This window comes from Persicimonas caeni (genome assembly GCF_006517175.1).
Taxonomy (GTDB): Bacteria; Myxococcota_A; Bradymonadia; order Bradymonadales; family Bradymonadaceae; genus Persicimonas; species Persicimonas caeni.
The window spans coordinates 1,516,191-1,534,260 of record NZ_CP041186.1 but is presented as its reverse complement, the minus strand read 5'-3'; the positions used below and the strand labels follow the sequence as shown (position 1 = coordinate 1,534,260).

At 63.3% G+C, this 18,070-nt stretch carries 11 protein-coding genes; 7 read left to right on the top strand and 4 right to left on the bottom strand.

What is annotated here, in order from left to right; genetic code table 11:
• Positions 1 to 349: 349 nt before the first annotated feature.
• Entirely contained in the window at positions 350 to 3,121 is a 2,772-nt protein-coding gene (locus FIV42_RS05655; RefSeq protein WP_141196728.1) for a proprotein convertase P-domain-containing protein, read from the top strand.
• Positions 3,122 to 3,254: 133 nt separating this feature from the next.
• Positions 3,255 to 7,013, top strand: coding sequence for a proprotein convertase P-domain-containing protein (locus tag FIV42_RS05650; protein WP_141196727.1), 3,759 nt, complete (start codon positions 3,255 to 3,257; stop codon positions 7,011 to 7,013).
• Positions 7,014 to 7,143: 130 nt separating this feature from the next.
• On the opposite strand, the gene FIV42_RS05645 is transcribed toward FIV42_RS05650, so the two are convergent.
• Together FIV42_RS05645 and mnmD are read right to left on the bottom strand one after the other, a co-directional pair.
• Complete coding sequence (locus FIV42_RS05645; protein WP_141196726.1) at positions 7,144 to 8,268, bottom strand: NAD(P)/FAD-dependent oxidoreductase; 1,125 nt, start codon at positions 8,266 to 8,268, stop codon at positions 7,144 to 7,146.
• Complete coding sequence (gene mnmD / locus FIV42_RS05640; protein WP_141196725.1) at positions 8,261 to 9,007, bottom strand: tRNA (5-methylaminomethyl-2-thiouridine)(34)-methyltransferase MnmD; 747 nt, start codon at positions 9,005 to 9,007, stop codon at positions 8,261 to 8,263. The genes FIV42_RS05645 and mnmD overlap by 8 nt, the downstream gene beginning before the upstream one ends.
• 181 nt (positions 9,008 to 9,188) lie before the next feature.
• Here mnmD and FIV42_RS05635 point away from each other — a divergent pair, with 181 nt between their 5' ends.
• From FIV42_RS05635 to FIV42_RS05625, 3 genes are all read left to right on the top strand, one after another.
• Entirely contained in the window at positions 9,189 to 9,776 is a 588-nt protein-coding gene (locus FIV42_RS05635; RefSeq protein WP_141196724.1) for a hypothetical protein, read from the top strand.
• A gap of 7 nt (positions 9,777 to 9,783) precedes the next feature.
• Positions 9,784 to 10,770: a queuosine salvage family protein gene (locus tag FIV42_RS05630; protein ID WP_141196723.1), complete on the top strand. Its 987-nt coding sequence runs from the start codon at positions 9,784 to 9,786 to the stop codon at positions 10,768 to 10,770.
• Positions 10,771 to 11,030: 260 nt separating this feature from the next.
• Complete coding sequence (locus FIV42_RS05625; RefSeq protein ID WP_141196722.1) at positions 11,031 to 12,041, top strand: YbgA family protein; 1,011 nt, start codon at positions 11,031 to 11,033, stop codon at positions 12,039 to 12,041.
• A gap of 86 nt (positions 12,042 to 12,127) precedes the next feature.
• Here FIV42_RS05625 and FIV42_RS05620 read toward each other — a convergent pair whose 3' ends face one another.
• Complete coding sequence (locus FIV42_RS05620; protein ID WP_141196721.1) at positions 12,128 to 12,433, bottom strand: isoamylase early set domain-containing protein; 306 nt, start codon at positions 12,431 to 12,433, stop codon at positions 12,128 to 12,130.
• Positions 12,434 to 12,549: 116 nt separating this feature from the next.
• A complete protein-coding gene (locus FIV42_RS05615) occupies positions 12,550 to 14,121 on the bottom strand; it encodes a hypothetical protein (protein WP_141196720.1) in 1,572 nt (523 codons plus the stop codon).
• A gap of 541 nt (positions 14,122 to 14,662) precedes the next feature.
• On the opposite strand from FIV42_RS05615, the gene FIV42_RS05610 reads away from it, so the two are divergent.
• The gene (locus FIV42_RS05610; protein ID WP_168210440.1) at positions 14,663 to 17,140 is read left to right on the top strand and encodes an N-acetylmuramoyl-L-alanine amidase; all 2,478 of its coding nucleotides are present in this window, start codon (positions 14,663 to 14,665) and stop codon (positions 17,138 to 17,140) included.
• A 214-nt stretch (positions 17,141 to 17,354) separates the two neighbouring features.
• Entirely contained in the window at positions 17,355 to 17,924 is a 570-nt protein-coding gene (locus tag FIV42_RS05605; RefSeq protein WP_141196718.1) for a hypothetical protein, read from the top strand.
• Positions 17,925 to 18,070: the final 146 nt, after the last annotated feature.

Sequence of the window (18,070 nt, the reverse complement as noted above, 5' to 3'; positions counted from 1 at the left end):
GTCGGTTTGCGAGTGTCTTAATTGCAAACGAAAAGGGATGTGTGCACTGTGACTACATCTAACTTCGCGGCAAAACTGATAAAATTCGTTGTAATCTTGTGACCTTCTCGTTACTCTACGCGCACTCATGGGGGTCATTTGCATCATAAGTTCGTCCATTAGGACGGTAATGAGCGGCTCGAAGGCGCGCCTGGCGCGTATCGTTGCGCAAGCTCGGTGCAATTGGCCGTATTGATACGCTTTTTTACAATTGCAGTATCAGCTCGGCCGATCCTCCGAGCATCGCAGCGTCAAGCATGTCGAGATGCATGTTTCGAGCTTTTGCTAGCGAAGCGAGGAGGAGAACTAGATGTCGAAGTTACGTTTGCTTGCGTGGGTGGGCCTATTGGCCACTGCGCTGACGCCGCTATACGGTTGCGGCTCAGAGTGCGCACCCGGTACGACCGAGAAAGACGGCCAATGCATTGTGTCATCGAAAGGCTGCGCCGAGGGGACGGTGTTGATGGACGGAGAATGCGTCCTCGACACCAGCGGCTGCTCCGATGGCACTGTGTTCGACAACGGCCTGTGCGTTCCTGCCGAAGGTGTCTGTGAAGAAGGAACCACCTTCGATCAAGACACCAAAACCTGTGTTCCAAATACCGATATTGTCTGTGGTGACGGCACCGAAGCTGGGGCTGAAGGCTCCTGTGTGCCCAGCGCGGACGCTTGTAGCGACAAGACGCAACTCGACGCCAACGGCCGCTGTGTAGTGGCCGCGGCCGCGTGCGGTCAGGGCACCGAGCTCGACCCGAACACCGGCGACTGTGTGCTCGCCGAAGCGGGCTGCGGCACCAACCTGGCGCTCGACGGCGATACCGGCGTATGTGTGCCGACCGCAGATGTGTGCGACGCCGGCACGGCCTTCGATTCGGAGACCGGCCTGTGCCTTCCCGACGCTTGTCAGGAAGGTGACGTGCTCGTCAACGGCCTCTGCATGAGCCCGGCCGAAGAGTTGGCGCTCGACTTCGACCTCGAGGAGATGGAGCCCAACGATCCGGCGTTCGGCGCCGAGACTGAGCTTTTGACGGTTCCGGCCGTCGACGGCGAGCCCTTCGTCTTCCTCGGCAATATCGACGCCCCGAGCGACATCGACGGTGACGGAAGCCTCGATCAAGACGTCGACGTCTACGAGTTCGACGCGGTGCAGGGCGACTGGTTCGAGATCATGGTCCAGTCGACTGGCCTGCAGGCGCCCGCCTTTGTGATCGAAGGCCCCAACGGCTACGTGCGTTGGAGCGCCATCGGCCAGCCCGACGCGTCTGCCCGTCAGATGATCGCTCCGGAGGACGGCACCTATACGGTGACCGTGCTTCCCTCTCTCGTGCTCCAGACCGAAGGCGAAGTCAGCTTGGTCGGCGGCGACGACTGGGGTTATGTGGGCAGCTTCAAGGCCATCTCGGCCCCGGCCGGTACCGACGCCGATCTGTCGACCGGCAACGCCAGCTTCAGCGGCGAGTACATGACGCTGAGCGACAACGTGTTGAACCTGACTGGCCTGCAGATGGGCGACATCGTGCGCGTCTCGCTCGACGCCAGCGGTGACGACGTCGAAGGTCTGCTGCAGCACTGGGACGCCACCGGCATCTTGGCTCGCTCGGAGTCGGCCGGCGCCGGCTCCAGTTTCGAGTTCGTGGCCATCGGCAACACGGCTACGGTCCTCATGGACTGGGTCAAGCTCAGCGGTCCCGACGCCAGCTTCGAGGTCAGCGCCGAGATCACCGGCGAAGAGACCACGGTCACCATTCCGGCCGGCGGCACCCAGACCTTCCAGGTCACAGGTGAGCCGTACGACCAGATCTACGCCGCACAGACCAACACCCAGAGTGAAGATCTCAAAGTCAGCGTGGTCGAAGACCTCAGCGGCACCGAGATTGCCTCCGAAGCAGCGCTCGGCTCCGACGAGTCGCTCAAGGCCAAGGTGGAGAACCAGGGCACCTACACGGTGACCTTCACCAACGAGACCTCCGCGAATGTCGACGCGACCTTCACCGTCAAGGTCCTCCCGCCGTTCGATATCGGCACCCTCGCCCCGGGTGACTCGGGCGTCTCGCCGATGTTCGATCTGCCCGAAGGCGACATCACCTACGTCACGTTCACCGTGGGAGCAGGCGAGCTGTTCCGCATCGGCCAGGACAACGCCGGCGACGATGATATCGAGTACGCGCTTCTCGACCCGAGCGGCACGGTCGTCGACGACTTCACCTACGTCTACGACACCGAGCCGAGTAATCCCGACTACGATTGGGAGTACTTCATCAGCCCGAACGGTGGCACCTACATCGTCGAAGTGACCACTTACGTCAGCTCGTGGAGCGACTACTCGACGACCGATCAGGTCATCCTGGTCGACAACTACGGCGTGCCCAATGACCTGGGCGCGCTGACGATCGACGCTTCGGCAACCTACAGCCAGCCGGCTCCGATGGCCCGAAACGCCATGGAGTTCCACAAGCTGGAGCTGAGCGCCGACGGTTTCGTCGAGTTCGACGTGAGCACCCCGGCCGATGAAGACGTCGATGTCTATCTGTTCGACGATACGCTCGACGTCATCGAGTACAGCACCTCGCCGACTGACGAGGTCTTCCAGTCCGAAGAGCTGACAGCGGGCACCTACTACATCGGCGTGCACGCCTGGGCGGCGCTTCCGTCGTACGACCTGAGCGCCACGCTGCTCGGCCCGATCACCGGATCGCCCGACTTCAGCAGCGCACCGGCGGCGGCCATCCCGGACGACGACACCACCACCGGCGTCTCCGACACCATCACGGTGACCGGATGCCCGACGGTGCAGCGAGTCCACCTGTACGTCGACATCACTCACCCGTACGGCGCTGACGTCGAGATCGATCTGACGAGCCCCGACGGCACCACCGTGGACGTGTACTCCGACAACGGTGGCAGCACCGACGACGTGGTCGGCTGGCTCCCGAGGCCGCTGGTCCCCGATAACTCGATGCTCGTCTATAGCGGCGAGACGGGTAACGGCGACTGGACGCTGACGGTGTACGATGACAACGACTACTGGGATGACACCGGCGGCACCTTCAACGAGTGGGGCCTGTCGTTGGTGTGTCAGTAATGGCGTGAGTTCTCGGCTCGGAGCGACAACGCTCCGGGCTGAGGCAGCCTGTGGCGGGAGTCATCTCCCGCCTGAAATTGCGAAGTTCTGCCATCGGCCAGGCGCCGATAGGCAATTGCGGAGGATATAGATTATGTCGAAGTTAAGACTCTTCATTCTGACCGGTCTTCTGGCCGCCTCGGTCGCGCCACTATATGGCTGCGGCAACGAGTGCGGGCCGGGTACGGCCGAAAAAGACGGGCAGTGCGTCCTGGTCGCGAAAGGTTGCGGCGAGAACACGCTCCTCGAAAACAAGCAGTGCGTGGTCAACGAGACCGGCTGCGACGAGGGCACCGTCCTCGAAAATGGCTACTGTGTGCCGGCCGAAGCTTCCTGTGCCGAAGGGACCTCCTTCGACCAGGGCTCGGGCACGTGTGTACCCAACACCGACATCGTCTGCGGTGAGGGCACCGAGGCCAACGCGGAGGGCATTTGCGTGCCGGCCGCCGAGGCGTGTGCCGACAAGACGGTGCTCGAAAACGGCGTGTGCGTCATCGAAGCGGCCGCCTGCGGCTCGGGCACCGAGCTCGACCCGAACACTGGCGACTGCGCCCTGGCCGACGCGGCCTGTGGTGACGGCACCGCCCTCGACGGCGACACCGGCGCGTGCGTGCCGACCGCCCAAGTTTGTGACACCGGCACCAAGTTCGACGCCGACAGCGGTCTTTGCCTGCCCGATTCGTGTGGGGAAGGCGATGTCTTGGTCAACAACGTGTGCATGAGCCCCGCCGAGGAGCTCGCTGCCAACGCGGATCTGACCGAGACCGAGCCCAACGACCCGGCTTTCGACGGCGGCACCGCCGGTACGCTGACGGTCAACGCCGTCGACGGCGACCCGTTCGTCTTCGCCGGTACCATCGGCGCGCCGACCGACCTGGACGGCGACGGCGAGGTCGACCAAGACGTCGACGTCTTCGAATTCGACGCCACCGCAGGCGACTGGTTCGAGCTGATGGTCCAATCGACCGGACTGCCCGCGCCCGCCTTTGTGGTCGAAGGCCCCAACGGCGAGTACATGCGTTGGAGTCCGGTGACCAGCGGCGCGGCGACCGCGCGTGACCTGGTCATCCCGGCAGACGGCACCTACACGGTGACCGTGCTCCCGGCGCTCAACCTGACGAGCGAGGAAGTCGGCCCGAGTGGATCGGACGACTGGGGTTATGTGGGCACGCTCAAAGCCGTCAGTGGCGGCACCGCGAGCGACCAGGACATCTCCGGCGGCAGCGTCCAGCTCACCGGTGAGCTGACCGACCTGCACGACAACCTGTTCAACATGGCCAATATCGCGCCCACCGATGTGGTCACCTTTACGGTCGACGGCATCGGCGAAGACGCCCAGGGCGTCCTGCAAGTGTGGGGCGACGCGACGACGCTGCACGAGTCTCAGCCGATTTCGGCCGGTCAGTCGGTCACCGTCGGTGTGCCCGAGAGTGGCTCGATGCTGGCGCTGGTCGATTGGACGATGGTCGACGGTCCGCGAGTGGACTTCGACATCAGCGCCGAGGTCACTGGCGCCCAGCAGACGGTCACGGTTCCTGCCGGCGGTACCGGCACGATGACCGTGTCGGCCGGCCTGTTCGACCTGCTCGAGATCAACCAGACCAACGCGGCTGCTGAATCGCTCGACCTGTCGATCACCGATCCCAACGGCACCGAGGTGGCCACGACCACCCTCGACGACGGCGAGCTCTTCGAGCACATCGCCTTCAACACCGGCGGCGATTACGTGCTCACGCTGACCAACAACTCGGGCAGCTCGGTCGACGCCACCTTGGGCGTCAACATCAGCTCGCCGACCGATCTGGGGCAGGTTCCCACCGGCGGCAGCGTCTCGTCGACCCCCGTCAACATGCTCGAGGACGACGTACGCTACTACAGCATGTCGCTCAACGCCGACGAACTCCTCGAGGTGCTCCACGACAACGCCGAGTCTGACGCCGTCGAGATCGAATTGTTCGACATCACCGGTGAGGTGGTCGACAGCGACACGTACTTCTACGCGGCCTCGTCGACCAGCGGTGAGTTCGTCTACGCTCGCACCGCCGGTAGCAGCAGTAGCTTCCTGGCGCGCATCGTGACGGACAACGGCGACGCGACCGACCAGGTCATCACCGCCAACAGCCGTAACTACGAAGCTCTCGGCCTGCTGCCCACGAACACCCAGACCCCCACCAGCGCGGTCAGCTCCCTGGCTGAAGACCAGAAGGCCATCTACACCTTCACGGTCGCCGCCGGCGAGGTGTTCGCCATCAGTCAGACCAATGACGCCGACGAAGAGATCGACTTCGATCTGATCGACTCGACGGGCACCGAGGTCATGAGCGACACCTTCGTCGACGTGACCAACGACAGCGGTTACGACAACTACGACTTCGAGTGGTACTGGGTCAAAACTGAGACCACCTTCACCCTCGAAGTGGCCGCGACCACGGATATGACCAACTTGGCCGTGACGCTGCACAGCATCACGCCGAGTGATATGGGCACGCTCGACGAGACCGCCAGCCTGAGCATCACCGGCGGCGCGATCGCCGACGGCCAGAGTGGCTTCCACACGTTCACGACCACCGGACCGACGGTGTTCAGCGGCCAGGTCGTCCCCGCCGCCGGCGAGGACGTCGACTTCTACATCTACGACAGCAGCAGCAGCCAGATTGTCGGTGAGACCGGCTCGGGCGGCGCAGTTAGCGTTGGTGGCGGCATCACCACGGCCGAAACTTTCATGGTGCGCATCGAAGCCGACGAAGCGGTCACCGGCTACGACGTCACGCTCAACGGCTCGCCGCGCGTGGTCGACCTGGGCGTGCTTCCGGCCGACCAGACCACCACGCACTCCATGGCCACCTTTGGAGACAATCAGCCGCTGACGCTGCAATTCCAGGTGCCGGCGGGTCAGATCATCGAGATCTATCATGAAAACGATAGCTCCGATGACCACGACTTCGAGCTGTTCGACGCCAACGGCACCTCGCTCGACAACGAGTCGTCCTTCTACCCGCTGTCGTACTCGAACCCCGAGTACATCTACTACTACACCGACGCGGGTGGCAGCTTCGAACTCGAGATCGAAGGCAAAGACGGCGTGAGCAACGAGGTGATCTCGATCAACCTCTACACGCCGCAAGCGCTGGGCCCCTTCGCCCAGGGCAACAGCCAGACCGTCACCGGTCCGGCTCTGCTCGAAAACCAGCGTCTGTACTACCTGGCTAGCTTCAGCGAAGACGGCAACCTGTCGATCACGGGCACCTCGGGCAACAGCGAGGACATCGACCTTCGCATCTTCGACAAGGCGTACACCTCGCTGGTCAACGAGACCGCCACCGGCGGTATCACGCTCTTCCGTCCGTACACCTCGGCAGGCGAGTATCTGGTCGCCGTCGAAGGCGATGACACCCCGTCGTCGTTCGACCTGACGATCGAGCTTCAGACGCCGCTGCCCCCGCCCGACTTCGGCAGCACGCCGGCCTTGGCCATCCCCAACGACGAGACCACCAGCGTCTCGGACACCGTCAGCGTGACCAACTGCGCCACGGTCAGCTCCGTAGAGGCGTTCGTCGACATCACCCACAGCCAGCTCGGTGACCTCACCATCACCTTGACGGCACCCGACGGCACCACCTCGGTGCTCCTCGAGGAGTACACCGGCCTCGACAGCGACGACTTCGTCACGGGATGGTACCCGGCGGAGAAGACGCCCGTCGGCGACCTGGCCACCTTCAGCGGCCTGACCGGCGACGGCACCTGGACGCTGACGATCTTCGACGAGTACGACTGGTTCTCCTACCCGAGCAGCTCCGAAGGAGACGACGAGGGTACGTTGAACGAGTGGGGCTTGACCCTGGTCTGTCAGTAAACCTGACGACAAGGTGACGGATTCGGCTGCGAGCGTTCGCGCTCGCAGCCGAGCCCAAAGAACCGACAAAAAAGCCCGCCGGTGTGAGCCGGCGGGCTTTTTTGCGTTTGAGGGGGAGTCGAACCAGAAACTAGCCGAGCTTGCCGGCTGCAGGTGTCCACTTGTCGGTTTTGACGCGTGCAGTGCTCGCGCGCTCGCCAATCTCGCCGGCGTCGCACAGATGGGCGGCGAGTTGGTCGGCCAGCGCGGGGATGCGCAACAGGCCTTTGGAGCCGAATGCGCCGAAGACGAACGCGTCGGGGAGGCCGGGCACATCACCCACCAGGGGGCGGTTGTCGCCGCGATACATCGCGCGAATGCCGCGACCGTAGGAGACCGGCTCGCCGCCTTCGAGCGCCGGTACGAGGCGCGTGCAGCGCTCGAGGAGTTGCGTCTTTGCGAGTTCGTCGGTGCGCCCATCGAACTCCTCGGGCGACCAGTAGGTCGAGCCGGCTGACCAGGTGCCGTCACCCTTGGGCGCCACGTGGCCCGATGCGTTGATGATGCAGCGAAGCTCGCCGTCGTCGGGAGGCCGTACGATCATGACCTCGCCGCCACGGCCGTGAATGGGAAGGCCGGGGAACCACTCGGCGATGCCGAAGCCGAGCGCCAAGATGACCTTGTCGGCTTCGATTGGCTCGGCGTCGGTGACGAGTCTCCATCGATCGCCCGCGCGTTCGAGACGCTCCACCGGCGTCCGGTCGACCAGGTGCACGCCCGCCTGGGTGAATTTGGCGCGCAGGTGGCGCCGAAGCGCGTTGGTGTCGACCGAGAACGCCGGGCGGTAGACGATCGCTTCGTCGAACGCAGCCAGGTTCGGATCGACCTCGGCGAGTTCGTCGCCGGCGACCAGTCGGCTCTCGAACCACTCGGGATACTCCGCGCGCGCCTCTTCCCAACTCGCCTGGAGCCGCTCGCCCATCTCACCGATCAACGGGCGCGCCATCGGAAGTTCGAGAATCGCCCCGTCGGCCATCTCGTCGGCGAGCCTGCGCAGGTATGCCACGCTTTTCTGGGCTATGGCCATGTGGCCTGGCTTGGGCTTCATCGAGCGGCCGGGAAACGGGTGCATCAAGATGCCCGGCACGTCGGAGGCGCGCTCGTCGTCGTCGGCGTCGATGACGGTGATCGATTCGGCGTCGACGCCGCGATCGAGCAGGCTCTGGGTGAGGCTCAGGCCGGCCAGGCCCGAGCCGATAATCGCAATCTCAGTCATGATCCTGCTCCAGGTACTTGTCTCGTGAGAGCATCTCGAAGCCGTCTCGACCTTCGAGCGTTTCGCGCGTCGGCGAGGCGAAGGTTACCTCGCGCTTGCGTCCGGGGCCGGGCGCCGAGGCGACGCAAAAGCCGGCCTCGAAGAGCTTGCGCTTGACGTGAGTCGCCGCGCTATACGTCGCCAACACTCCGTCAGCCGCGAGGTGGCGGCGCGCGTTCTCGAAGCACTCGACCGTCCAAGAGTCCGGCTCGCTGCGCGGGCCGAACGGGTCGTAGAAAACGGCGTGGGCGTCGAGGCCGGGCGACTCGAAGTCGACCCATTTTACCGGGTACACGTGCAATTCCAGAAGGCCGTCCGTGCTGGTGACGGTGGCGACTTCGCCTGTGTCTCGAGCTTCGCCGAGCGCCGCGCGCGCCATGTCACCGGCTTCGCCTGCATGGAAGTCGAGCAACTCGGGGGAGACCGGCGCGTACTCGACGGCGTGATACTCGAGGCGGCCGCCGGCGGCGCGTTGGGCTTCGAAGGCTGCGACCGTCTGGGTGAAATTGACCGCCGCGCCAAATCCCAGCTCGAGCACCCGCCACGGGGCAGGGCGCTGGACGAGGCCGGAGCCCTCCAAAAACACGTAACGCGACTCGGTCTGCGCGCCAGCCATGTTGCGGTAGTGGACCTGTTTTTGCCGGTCGTACAGCGTCTTGGAGCCGTCGGCGGTTTCGACGATGTCGATGTGGTCACTCATGGGTCGTGTGTGATGCTTGATAAGTCTTTCTCTCCCCCGGCTAATCTTGTTGGTCTGACTCCATAAAGCAACCGCATCTCGATTCGCAACAGTGTGACTGACTAGACATCTCCAAGATCTGTTTATTTTAACGACGACCCAAATCACCCTTGGTTGTTGACTCGAGCTATGGAGTAACGAAATGGAACTGGAAAAGTACCGCGATGTGCATCCGAACTGGCACCGAGTTGCGTCACTATCCCAGCCGCAGGCCCGCGCCACCCTCAAGTTGCTGTTGGCCGGTGTGTTCTTGGACGGCAAGCTGACCTCCGGCGAACTGCAGGCGCTGGCCGAGACGTGGCAGAAGCTGCCTTTCGTGCAGCCGGCCCTCAGCGGCGAGAGCTTGGAGCACCTGCTGGCGCAGACCCACGACGAACTCGAGGCGCTGCTCGAAGATCCGGAGCGCTTCGAAGGCTTTATCGAGAGCGTGACCGAGAAATTCGTCGATGAAGAGAATAAACTGGCGGTGCTTCGCCTGCTGGCGATCGTGCTGACCGAAGACGGTACCGACGAGAACGAGCATGCGCTGCTCTACGCCACGGGCCACCACTTCGGTTTCGAGTACGACACCGTCGACGACGTGGTGCGCGCCGTCTGGGAGAGCTACGAAGAGTCGCAGGCCTCGGCGTCGGGTCAGAAGCGTAAGAAGCCGATCCTGAAGGGCAAGCACTGGAACGACGTGCGCGAGAAGCGCTCCTATCCCAACCCCTTCACCTCGCGAATCGTGTGACCTGGCAATGACTGACGAACGCAGAGAGGCAGGCGGCGCGGTCTTCGAGGAGATCCGCGCCGCCTGCGCGCGTGTGGCTGGTGCCGCAGAGCGTGTGCACATCGAACGCGACAAACTCGACGCATACGCACGCAGCCTGCCGGTAGACAAGCTGCACTCCCCCGTGATCGAGCCCGAGCACCATTATCTGGGCCACGGTGAGCAAACTGTGGCCTATGTGCTCGCGCTCGACTCCATCAACTTTGGATCGGGGTATTTCCCCGAGCTCGAACCGCGTAACGGGCTCGTGGGCTATTTTATGGTGGCCCACGCGCTCGGGGATTTTTTCGAGGCCAATGCACCTGTGTCGGCAGGCGACCTGATCGCGTTGACGCCCGAGGATTGCGCCGAGATCTTTGGCCAGAATCTCTCGAACGAGGCGGTTGCCGAGTTGATGGGATTGTTCAGCCAGGCGCTCGAAGATCTGGGACGGTTTGTCTTGGCTGACTTCGGCGGGCGCTTTGCCTCGGTGGTCGAGGCGGCCGGAGGTCGCGCCTCGGCGTTGGTCGACATCGTCAGTAAGATGCCGCTCTTCCGCGACGTCGCCGATTACCACGACACAACGGTGCCCTTTTACAAGCGTGCGCAGATCCTTGCCGCAGATCTATGGCTCGCCTTCGACGGCGAGGGGCCGGGCGCGTTTTCAGACTTGGATGGTCTGACGCTCTTTGCCGACAACCTCGTCCCGCACGTGCTGCGCCTCGACGGTCTCTTGCGCTACGACGAGACGCTCGCCGAGCGTATCGACCGCGGCGACAGGCTCGAAGCCAATTCCCCCGAGGAGGTCGAGATTCGCGCGTGTGGCGTCCACGTGGTCGAACTCCTCGTGGAACGGCTGACCGCGCTAGGACGAGCGGTAACGGCCTTCGAACTCGACAATTACCTGTGGCACCTCGGCCAAGACCCGCGTTTCGAGACGAAGCCGCGCCACCATACGCGCACCGTGTATTACTGACGCCAGCTTGACCTCGCCGCTGCTTGGTTACGTTTGCGAGTGCAGCGCGAGAGGCGCTGCATGGGAACCCGCCACCCGCCCGGCGTTCGCGTCGGGCGGGTTTTTTTGTGGGAGCGGATGAGGAGAGCATATTGCATGAAATGGCTCGTCATCGTTGGTGTTGATGGCCTCGGTCTTTCGCCAAAACGTCTTCTGTTGCGTGAATCTGTGCGGGTTGTGTTGCATCTTAGTAGGTGAAGGCTTCCCCATTCGGAGAATCGATGAGCACCGCAAAGAAGAAAGAGACGAGCTCGACGGTCGGCCGACACTTCGTGACCCCGAAGGTGGTCATGAGCGCGTGTTTAGAACTCGAAAAGTGTCGCCATGACGGGCAGCGCATCGCCGATTCGTTCGTTCGACGGCTCTACAGCTACGTGCAGGTGGTGCCGATTTGTCCCGAATTTGCGATCGGGTTGGGCATCCCCAGGGATACGATTCGGCTGGTCGACGATGGCGATGGCGGCACCCGCTTGATCCAACCGGCGACCGGGCGCGATCTGACCGACAAGATGGAGAGCTTCGCTGCTCAGTTTCTCGACCAGGTCGGCGAGGTCGACGGGTTCGTGCTCAAGAATAGCTCGCCGTCATGTGGCACCAGTCAGGTCAAGGTCTACGCTGCGCCCGAAAACTCCCCGGGCGTGCGCAGGGAGGCGGGCATCTTTGCACGTGAAGTCCTCGAGCGATTCGACGGGCTCGCCGTCGAGGACGAGGGACGCCTTCGCAATTACCCGATTCGCCACCATTTCCTGACGCGCCTCTTCTCGCTGGCCGAGCTTCGAGAGGTCGGTAACTCGCCCACCTTTGGTAAGCTCATCGACTTCCAGCGCCGCTACAAGCACCTCCTGCTCGTCCATAACGAGACCGAGATGCGCGTGCTCGGGCGGCTGGTGGCGAACGAAGACGGGTTGAGCCCCGAAGAGGTGTACGAAAAGTACGTCACACATTTCCGCAACGCGCTGTCGTCGAAGCCTAGCCGTGGCGTGCACGTCAACGCACTCACCCACATGTACGGTCATTTCAAAGACAAGTTGGCCGACCCCGAGCGTGACGAGTTTCTCGATATGCTCGAAGAATATCGCAACCATCACCTACCTCTGAATGCGCTGCTGACCGTGTTGCGCTCGTGGTGCGCGCGCTTCGAGTACGATTATTTGGCCGATCAGGCGTACTTGGAGCCATACCCGCGCGAACTGATCGCGATGCGCGATTCTGGGAAGGGATTGGAGTTTTAGCGATCTGCCGCCTGCGATGCAGGCGTGGGACGTGAAGCCTGGGGCTTGGCGTGGTGTCGGCCCCAGGCTCGTCAGTGCGGGAGGTGCTACTTACATTCGAGGACGCCGTTTTCAGTGCCAAACTCGTTAGGCACGAACCCGTCGGCGTCGGGATCATTGTCGTAGATCACTTCGCCGTCTCGTTTGATTCGGTAACGGAACTCGTAGCGTCCACCCTGCTCGACATCCTGTTGGACCTTCCATTTGCCGCTCTTGAGCTGCTTGAAAGGGACCGGATCCCAGTCGGTGAAGTCCCCCATCAACTCCACCTCATCGGCCTCGACTTCTCCGGCCGGTATTTCAAAGGTGACCTTGCACACAGGACGGCTCTTGAGACGCTGCTTTTTGATCATCGTTTTCCCCAATGTCAGCGGGCGAGAGTTAGCTGATTCTTTTAGCTGCGTTTAAGAACGGTAAGCGTCAACACCTCAAAAGCAACCCGACCCCCTCGCCTCGCTCCGCAGGCATCTCAGGACGCCTGTGACACCCCTGCGTTCGGCTCCAGCCAGCACGGCCCCGACGGCCAGTCGATCAGAATCTGCGCCAAGGCGAGCGCTGCATGCTCGAGGGTCTTGGGGCCGACGCCGTCGAGTTCGGCCAGGATATCGCCAAACTCGAACAAGTCGCCCACGCGTACTCGGATGCCGGTGAACCCGACGTCGAGGATCGCCTTTTCGAGCCGGCTCCAGGTGCCTTGGCCCGGATCGGGCAGCCGACTCACAGGCACATTCCACAACTCGGTGCGAAAGAGGCTGTCGATGCCGGCCAAAAGATCGATGAGCGACGGGGAGCGTCGCCACGGCGAGTCGGCGGCGAGCCAGCAGCGCAAGATGGTGGTCCAACGCACTCTCACACGCGCCAAATAGATCGCGTCTCCAAGTTGGTCGAGCGCTCGGGGCGACAACCGGGCGCTGTGCCGAAGCGCCTCGTCGAGAGGCGCGTCCCGGTCGACGCCGCACTGATGTAGCTCCTCGCAGTCGAAGCCGACTTGGCGCAGACTCAACTCGAGATACGCCTCGTGTTCGTCGAGCACTCCGTCGGAGGTCAGTCCGACGGTCTCCATGAGCAACGACGACGACAACAACGCCTCGAGCGTGTGCTCCCCGATGGGGTGGCGCGGCTCGAGGCGGCGTGTGAGCGCGTGTTGGCGCAAGATGGCGAGCTGGTGAGTCAGATCTTGCAGGTCCTGGGTCGTCTCGGCGCGCGCGACCGCCAGGTGCCATGGCAGCATCTCGCCGCGGTGGCTCAACCCCTCGTCGCATAGCAGCGATTGGACCGCGTCGGGCAGATTCATCGACGCCAGCCCCCAACCCCAGCCTTTGATGACCGGGCTCAAGAAAATTCGTCCGCCGTTGAGCCTGTGTGGCTCCGGGTCGATGCACACCCCGTGACCGCCCACGTCGACACATAGCGGCTCGAGGAGCAGGGCGAGGACGTCGGCCTCATAGTCGCAGCTTCGAAAGTACTGCCCGTCGTCCCAAGCCGAGCGCGTGCACGCCACGGCGAGCTTTTGCTGGGCGCGGTCTTCCAACTCGCAGGCCAAGAGCAGCATATTCACCCCCTCGACCTCGACCAGCCATCCGGCCACGCATGCCTCGTGGCGTAGCGGCGTCAACTCGCTGGTGGTCGCGTGCACGACTTCGAAGCGCGACGCCTCCGATTGGCCGTCCATCGCCTCGACTACGCCGGGGTGCTCGAGTCCACCCGGGGTGAAACGCCAGGCGGCGAACCGGGCCTCGGCAAACGCTTCGTAGACTTCGAGCACCGTGCGCTCGAAGCCACGCTTGAATCGCTCGCGAAACTCGCTGCGATCACCGGCCAGCTCGTCTCGTCCCCAGTAGGCGTAGTGGTTGCGCAAGTGCTCGACGCTCGCACGCCCCGACTCGTCACACAACTCGACGGCGTCTTCGAGTCCATCGGCCAACGAGGGGCGACGCGCCGTGTACTCGCGGTGCGCGTGAGCACATCCGGCCAACATCGCGGGGATAGAGTCGACGAAGCGCTGGATGCGACGGCTACGGCAAAGATCCGTGTGGTTCATACTGCTCTGAGGCGCGCCCTGTCTGGGCGAGAGTGGAACTTCATTTCCAGGGGGGACACGAATAAACGAAAAATCCAGTAATAGCAATGGTTTCTGTGGTTTTTTTGCTCCTCGACGCCTGTCAGTGGGCATCTGCGATGCTCCCGAACCATGGGGTGTGTGGTCGGGTGTAGGTGTGTGTGCGCGCATTGGGGACAAAAACCCCCATCACCACACGTGGTGTGACAAGATGTCACAGGTGTTGGTTGAGCACGGGTTGGTTGGTCTGCGTTGAAAAGGTTAATTAAATCAGTGTCTTAGTTGATTGGTTTCTTCTTGGTGGATAGACGGATTTCCGGTGTGGCATACTGTTTGCTGTTCTTCATGGACGAGAAGACGCAGGAGATGCGCCGTGGGGCGAGACTTCGCCACTCGCACACGGACCCTTTGACTCCATGTCAGCAAACCCCTTGCCGGGAGCATGATGATGATGGCTCGGATGACTGCTCGGTTGCGATGTCTGGTTTTGTTAATCGTCGGTGTAGTCCTCAGTGGCTGCGGAATGTACGACGATCAGCCGCTCGAAGATTACGGGCCCGAATATGAGACCCGTCGTGGCGAGTTGACCGAGTTTTGCCAGGTCCCGGTCGAGGGCTACGGTACGCTGAGCGTCGAAGACGAATACCTGGCTCAGGTGGTCACTTGTGAGCACGAGGGTGCTCCGATGGAGACCCTCAAGGCGCAGGCCATCGCTGCTCGCGGCTATGCCAAGTACGTGGTCGACGTCGAGCAGCGCGCCGTGTCGCCGACCGTGCGCGACCAGGCCTATAACTGCGGTCGTCCGGCGACCGACCGCGCCCGGCAAGCGGTCCGAGAGACCTCGGGCATGGTGCTGACGCACAACGGCAAGCTGATCATGCCGTTTTACGTCGCTGGCTCCACGAACGTCGACTCCAACAGTTGCAGGGCCTCGGGAAGCTCGGGCACCCAGCGCTACGTCACCTACAACGAAGGCCGCATCGGCTCGGGCGTGCGCCCCAGCTCCTTGGGCTGGAGCGGCAGCCCGGCCAACCGCGGCGCGATGTCCCAAAACGGCGCGGCGTGTTTGGCCAACAACGGCTGGAACGCCGAGCGCATCCTGCGCTTCTTCTACGGCGACGATATCCGTGTCACCCAGCTTCCGGGCTCGTGTGTCGACTCCGGGACGAGCATCGACCCGTCCAATAGCGGCAGCACCTTCGATCCCGACGAAGACGACGGCGGCGGCGCCTCGCAGACCTGCGACACCACCACGACCGCGCCCGACATCATCACCCGTAGCCAGTGGGGCGCACGCGCTCCTCGGTACAACCGCCCGCGCCACAGCCCCAATCGATTCACGATTCACCACACGGTGACGTCGAACAACGACACCAACCCCATGCGCACCGTCAAGCAGGTCCAGAACTATCACATGGACTCCAACGGCTGGGCCGATATCGGCTACCACTACTTGGTCGACCAGCAGGGGCGGATCTACCAGGGCAACCCGGTCGACAGGCGCGGCGCGCACGTCGGCGGGCACAACACCGGCAATATTGGCATCAGCTTCTTGGGCAACTACCAGTCGCTGCAGCCGACCGAAGAGCAACTCGCCTCGGCCGGCCAACTCATCCGGCATCTGTCGGACCGCTACGGCATCAGCCCCAGCGCGAGCAACGTCAAAGGCCACCGCGACCAGGGCTCGACGGCGTGCCCGGGCAACCACCTGTACGCCCAGATCGAGCGCATCATCCGCCACGCCAACGGTGAGGCCGAGACCGAGTGCGACGAGAAATCCGGCGGCGGTGGCGGCAACACCGGCTCCCCCGAGTTCCGCTATGTGCGCGTCAAAGCCGTCAGCCCCGACCCGCTGGGGGCCAACGACACCGTGGAAGGCTTCGAGCTCGACAGCGTCTTCTACGAGCGAGCCGGCGCCGGCACCACCCACATGGCCGCAGGCGTAGGCGGCTCGAGCGGCGCGACCAATACGGGCGCTGCGGTCGGCCAACCCGACAACACGAGCTGTGACAACCGCTCGAGCACCGTGGCGGGCATCCAGGACGGCGGCCACATCATCGTGCAGTTCTCCGAGGGCCTTCGCCCCGGCGACACGCTGCACGTGGTCCAAGCCAACTACAACGTGGGCCTCAATGACTGCGCTCCCAGCGGCACCGCCGAGATCGCCATCTCCACCGACGGCTCGAACTGGCAGGTGGTCAGCAGCGGGGTGAGCGGCAACGCCGCCGTGCAGGTCAGCCCCTCGTTCGTGCGCTTCGTCAAGCCGCAGCCCAACAGCACTCACGAGCCGCTGGTCCAGTTCGAGGTCGAGTCCTCTCAGGACATCGCCGAGGTCGAGTACTTCGCCGACGACTATTCGCTGGGCGTGGCCACGCAGGGGCCGAATTTCCCCCACGAGTACGAGTTCCAGAATATGGGCGTGCGCCAACTCGAGGTGCGCGGCTACGACAGCCGAGGCAACGTGCTGGCCACCGACCAGATCACCATCGAGGTCCAGGGGGGCTCGGGCGGTGGCACCAACTCGGCGATGGCCGACGAACTCGGCACCGAGGGCGGCACCTGCTCGGGCGTGGGCAACGGCGCCGGCGGGCCGCGTTGCAGCGACGGTCGCGGCGGCTACAGCACCGGCCAGTGCTGGGCCTTCGTCAAAGCGGCGATGATCCGCGCCGGCCTGGCCACCCGCGCCGACATCAACGCGCTGGCCGCCCGCGTCGGCATGAGCGGCTACTCGGTGCAGGTCTCCGCGGCCGGCTTCAAGCGCGCCGCCGACCGCGCCTCGGCGGCCGACCTGGCCGACACGATGAGCTTGCGTAAGGTCGACATGTCCGTCCAAGACGCGCCCAAAGGCGCCGTCATCGCCTGGGCGCCCGGCTGCCGCGGCTTCCACTCGCGCTACGGCCACATCGAAATCGCCCAGGGCGACGGATACGGATGCTCCGACTACTGCGGGCAGCTCAAGGCCGACGCCAGCTGCGCCAGCGTCTACGTGCCGACGAACTGATTAGGTGGCAGCGCTTCGAGCGCTGGTTTTGGAGGCAGCGCTTCAAGCGCTGGTTTTGGAGGCAGCGCTTCAAGCGCTGGTTTTGGAGGCAGCGCTTCAAGCGCTGGTTTTGGAGGCAGCGCTTCAAGCGCTGGTTTTGGAGGCAGCGCTTCAAGCGCTGGTTCAGCAAAGGTAAAGACTCATGAAGCATTCTACGAATCTCAGAGGCGAAACCATGTATACTCCGTCGACTCGCCGGCTCGTCCTCCCGCTCGCCCTCGTCGTGCTCGTCTTCGGCCTGGTCCTCTCGGGCTGCCAGCAGAGCAAGCTTCGAGGCATGAACAACGACCAGACGCAAAAAGAAGAAGAGGAAAACGAGAACACCGAAGTCACTCCCAGCGTCGACGAAGAAGGCCACGGCACCAGCCCCGAAGAGGAAGAGCTCGTCGAGCCGGGCTTTATGAACGGCTCGTGGCGAGTCGCCACCACCGACCAAGACACCCCGGCGGTCTACTTCGACACCTTCCAGGACAAAGGCGACACCACCGTCACCGGACAGTACCTCATGGCTCTCGGCATCTACGAGCGCCTCGACGGCGAGTCGGGTGATATCCAGGAGGGCAGCTTCGACGGCAACACCCTGACCCTCAAATGGAATCCGACCAACGACCAGGAAGAAGTCCTCACGTTGCAGGCGACCAAGACGAGCGAGGACACCCTCGAGGGCAACGTGACCGCCAAGCGAAACGTCGAGATGGATATCCCGGTGAAGGTGACGCGTCGGTTGAGTCAGGGAGAAGAGTGAAAGAGTAAAGGAGTAAAAAAGAGTAAAGGAGTAAAAGAGCGAAAAGCTTGGCCTTGCAGGGTTGTGACGCCTGCTAGATAGGCAATTAAGGACATAAGGGTTGCGAGTTGGTGTTGGTCGCCGGTTCGCAGCCCTTATGTCCTTAA